Source organism: Acidobacteriota bacterium (genome assembly GCA_029861955.1).
Lineage (GTDB): Bacteria > Acidobacteriota > Polarisedimenticolia > Polarisedimenticolales > Polarisedimenticolaceae > JAOTYK01.
The window spans coordinates 1-3,534 of record JAOTYK010000089.1; the positions used below are offsets into that span (position 1 = coordinate 1).

At 62.8% G+C, this 3,534-nt stretch carries 5 protein-coding genes; 3 read left to right on the plus strand and 2 right to left on the minus strand.

Annotated elements, in window-relative coordinates; translation table 11 throughout:
* The coding region (locus OES25_17585; GenBank protein MDH3629449.1) for a hypothetical protein at positions 1 to 210 on the minus strand (210 nt) is incomplete at its 3' end.
* Between the two features lie 347 nt (positions 211 to 557).
* Between OES25_17585 and OES25_17590 the strand changes: the two genes are divergently transcribed.
* Genes OES25_17590 through OES25_17600 form a run of 3 tightly spaced genes read left to right on the plus strand, consistent with a single transcriptional unit; the run spans position 558 to position 2,584 of the window.
* The gene (locus tag OES25_17590) at positions 558 to 851 is read left to right on the plus strand and encodes a PadR family transcriptional regulator (GenBank protein ID MDH3629450.1); all 294 of its coding nucleotides are present in this window, start codon (positions 558 to 560) and stop codon (positions 849 to 851) included.
* On the plus strand, positions 844 to 1,620 hold the full coding sequence (locus OES25_17595; GenBank protein ID MDH3629451.1) for a hypothetical protein: 777 nt from the start codon (positions 844 to 846) through the stop codon (positions 1,618 to 1,620). Before OES25_17590 ends, OES25_17595 begins: the two co-directional genes overlap by 8 nt.
* Positions 1,621 to 1,645: 25 nt before the next feature.
* Positions 1,646 to 2,584, plus strand: coding sequence for an SPFH/Band 7/PHB domain protein (locus OES25_17600; protein MDH3629452.1), 939 nt, complete (start codon positions 1,646 to 1,648; stop codon positions 2,582 to 2,584).
* Between the two features lie 56 nt (positions 2,585 to 2,640).
* On the opposite strand, the gene OES25_17605 is transcribed toward OES25_17600, so the two are convergent.
* On the minus strand, positions 2,641 to 3,483 hold the full coding sequence (locus tag OES25_17605) for an acyltransferase (protein ID MDH3629453.1): 843 nt from the start codon (positions 3,481 to 3,483) through the stop codon (positions 2,641 to 2,643).
* Positions 3,484 to 3,534 lie beyond the last annotated feature (51 nt).

Below are 3,534 nucleotides of genomic sequence, written 5' to 3' on the forward strand. Positions count from 1 at the left end.
GGTGGTGTACTCGACCATCTCCACCGTCGTCAGGTCGGCGAGCGATCGGACGCTGTCCACAACGGTCGGGCCGACAGACGTGTAGGGGCTGCCACCGAAGCCGAACGGGTTCCAGTTGCCGATGGCGCCGCCGATCAGGAACGCAACGACGACGAAAACGCCGGCGATCACGAACGCACCGACTCGTTTGGAGAATGACGATTCTGACATCTGGCTCCCGTCACCGGACCCTACTTAGACCCAGGATCGTACCCATTGGTTCGCACTAACCGATGACCGCTAGGCCGCGATCGACCCTTGCCAAGAACCGAAGATGGGGGTAAAGTGCAACGCAAGGTAGCCTGGTTACCAGGATATATTGGTTACCCGAGTACTTGGGTAACCAAGATGTCTTGGCGACCGGCAGGCCTTCGAGCGACGGCCGGGCTGAGCGACGGCCCGCCGGAGCAACGGAGGGCCCGAGCGACGTAAGAAAGCAAGCCCAGCGATGGGTGACGGCGAGTACCCGTGGAGTGGATGTGGATCACAGCTCCCAGCTCCTGAAAGGCGTTCTCGACATGTGTCTCCTGGCGCTCATCGCCGAGGAGCCGAGTTACGGATATGAGATGGTGGACAAGTTGCAGGGGCGTGGTTTGGCGCTGGTCAGCGAAGGCAGCATCTATCCGCTGCTGAGCAGGCTGCAGAAGAAGGGGTACATCGAGGGCTACTTCGTAGAGTCGACGGGGGGCCCGCCCCGCAAGTACTACAGGATTGCCCCGCCGGGTCGTGTCAGACTCGACGAATGGGCAACAGAGTGGAGACGCCTCGCATCGGGCGTCGAGCAGGTTCTGAATGGAGGTGGACGTGACTGAACTCAGCGTCGACCATGTGTTGGAACGGTGTGAGCGTTACTGGCGTGAGACAGGTGTCCGCGACGTCGCCATCACCGACATGCGTCGCGAGCTCGAGTCGCACCTCCGCGAAGCCGTTGCCGCGGGCAAGAGTCCTGCGGTTGTCGTCGGCGACGACATCCCGGGCTTCGCCGAGGCATGGGCCGCCGAACAACGAGGACCTCGGAGACGGTCGACATGGAACGAAGTCAAACGTCAGAGCCGCAACGGCCGCGGCATCGGCGTGTTTGCGATCCTGGTGATCGCGGTTGTGGCCGCATTGGTGTTGGTTGGACCGAAGGAGGACAGCGTGGATGACATCGAAGTTTGGCGATGGGTCTGGCTAGGTGCCGCCGTCGTGCTCGGAATCGGCGAGATGGTGACGGCCGGTCTGTTCATGCTGCCCTTTGCAATAGGGGCGGTCGTCGCCGGCATCCTTGCGTTCTTCGAGGTCGCGGTTTGGGCGCAGATCGTTGCTTTCCTCGCGGTTTCGATTGGCGCGCTGTGGGGCCTGAGGAGCTTTGCGTGGCGTGAAGGCGAGCCGAGCTATCCGGTGGGAGCCAAGCGCTACGTCGATGCGGTCGGAACGGTGATCGAGCCGATCGACCGCGTCGCCGGGACGGGCCGGGTCAGGGTCGAGACCGAGCAATGGAGTGCGACGACGGACCTCGACAGTGTCATCGAAGCGAACACCGAAGTGCGAGTCATCGACGTACGCGGCGCACGCCTCGTGGTGGAACCGAAGTCATAGCGGACGAAGAAAAGAAGGAGCTCACATGGGAGCCATTGCTGTAGTCATCGGCGTGATCGCACTTGTGGTGATCTACGCCGCACTCGGTCTCAAGATCGTGAAGCAGTTCGAGCAGGGTCTCGTCGAGCGGTTCGGCAAGTACCGCGAAACACTCGACCCCGGTCTGCATCTCATCGTGCCATTCATCGACCGGATCCGGCGGGTGGACATGCGTGAGATCGTCGTCGACGTTCCTCCCCAGGAGGTCATCACAAAGGACAACGTCGTGGTCACGGTCGATGCCGTCGTCTACTACCAGGCGACGGACCCCGTGAAGCTGGTGTACAACGTGCAGAACTTCGTCCTGGCAGCAACCAAGTTGGCGCAGACCAACTTGCGTAACGTCGTCGGCGACCTCGACCTGGACGATGCGCTCACCTCACGTGAGACGATCAACGCCCAGCTCCGTGCCATCTTGGACGAGGCGACCGATGTCTGGGGCACGAAGGTCGTGCGTGTTGAGATCCAGCGCATCGATCCGCCCGCGGACGTCACCGACGCCATGCACCGCCAGATGAAGGCGGAGCGCGATCGCCGTGCGGTCGTCACGGAGTCCGAGGGTTCGAAGCGTGCCGAGATCCTCAAGGCGGAGGGCGTGAAGCAGTCCCGAATCCTCGAGGCCGAAGGTCAGGCCGAAGCGATCAAGCAGGTCGCAGACGCTGAGCGCTACCAGAAGGAGACGGTTGCCGAGGGTGAGGGTCGCGCCATCGAGCGTGTGTTCGGCGCCATCCATACCGGCGACCCCACGCCGGACCTGATTGCGATCCGCTACCTCGAGGCCCTCCAGGGCATCGCGGACGGACAGGCTACCAAGATCTTCCTGCCCGTCGAGATGAGCGGGATCTTGAGCACCATCGGTGCGATCGGCGAGGTCTTCAACGCCAGCGGAGACGGCGCCTCAACGCCGAGCAGCTCCAGCAGCTAGTCGCCAGCGTGCAACCTTGGGGCCCCCTCAGCCGAGGGGGCCCCAAACGCGCGTCGTCACCCGTCGGAGATGTCCGAGTAGACCTCGGGCCGGCGATCTCGATAGAAAGCCCAGTGGCGCCGAACCTCTTCGATCAGGCCCATATCGAGATCCCTGACGTGGACCTCGTCTTCGGTGTCGGATGCGGTACCGCCGATCAGCTGACCGCGCGGGCTCGCGAAGTAGGACGAGCCGTAATAGTCCGTCCCCGCCAGATCCTCGGCGCCGACCCGGTTGATCGCACCGACGAAGTACTCGTTGGCAACCGCAGCGGCGGGTTGCTCGAGCTCCCAGAGGTAACGGGAGTGACCCCGAGTTGTAGCCGACGGATTGAAGACGATCTTGGCGCCCTTGAGTCCGAGGATCCGCCAACCCTCTGGGAAGTGACGGTCGTAACAGATGTACACGCCGATGCGCCCAACGGCCGTGTCGAAAACCGGGTACCCCAGATTGCCGGGGCGGAAATAGAACTTCTCCCAGAAGCCCTCGACCTGAGGGATGTGCGTCTTCCGATAGATCCCCAGAAAGCTGCCGTCGGCGTCGATGACCGCAGCCGTGTTGTAGAAGGTGCCCTCGTCCACCCGCTCGTAGATGGGCACCACAAGCACCATCTCGGTCTCTGCGGCCAGCGCCGTCATCCGCTGGATCGTGGGACCGTTCGGGATCTCCTCCGCTTCGTCGTAGAACGACGGGTCTTGCACCGTGCAGAAGTACGCGGAGCTGAAGATCTCTTGAAAGCAAAGCACCTGGGCGCCCTGGTCAGCGGCCCGCCGCGCATAAGAAACGCTCTTGTCGATCATCGACTCTTTGCCGCCTGTCCATTCGGCCTGGACGAGGGCAGCACGCACGGAACGACTCATGAGGTGTGCTCCAACGGGTCGGCTGGATCGCTTTGATCCGGGTCGCCGGAT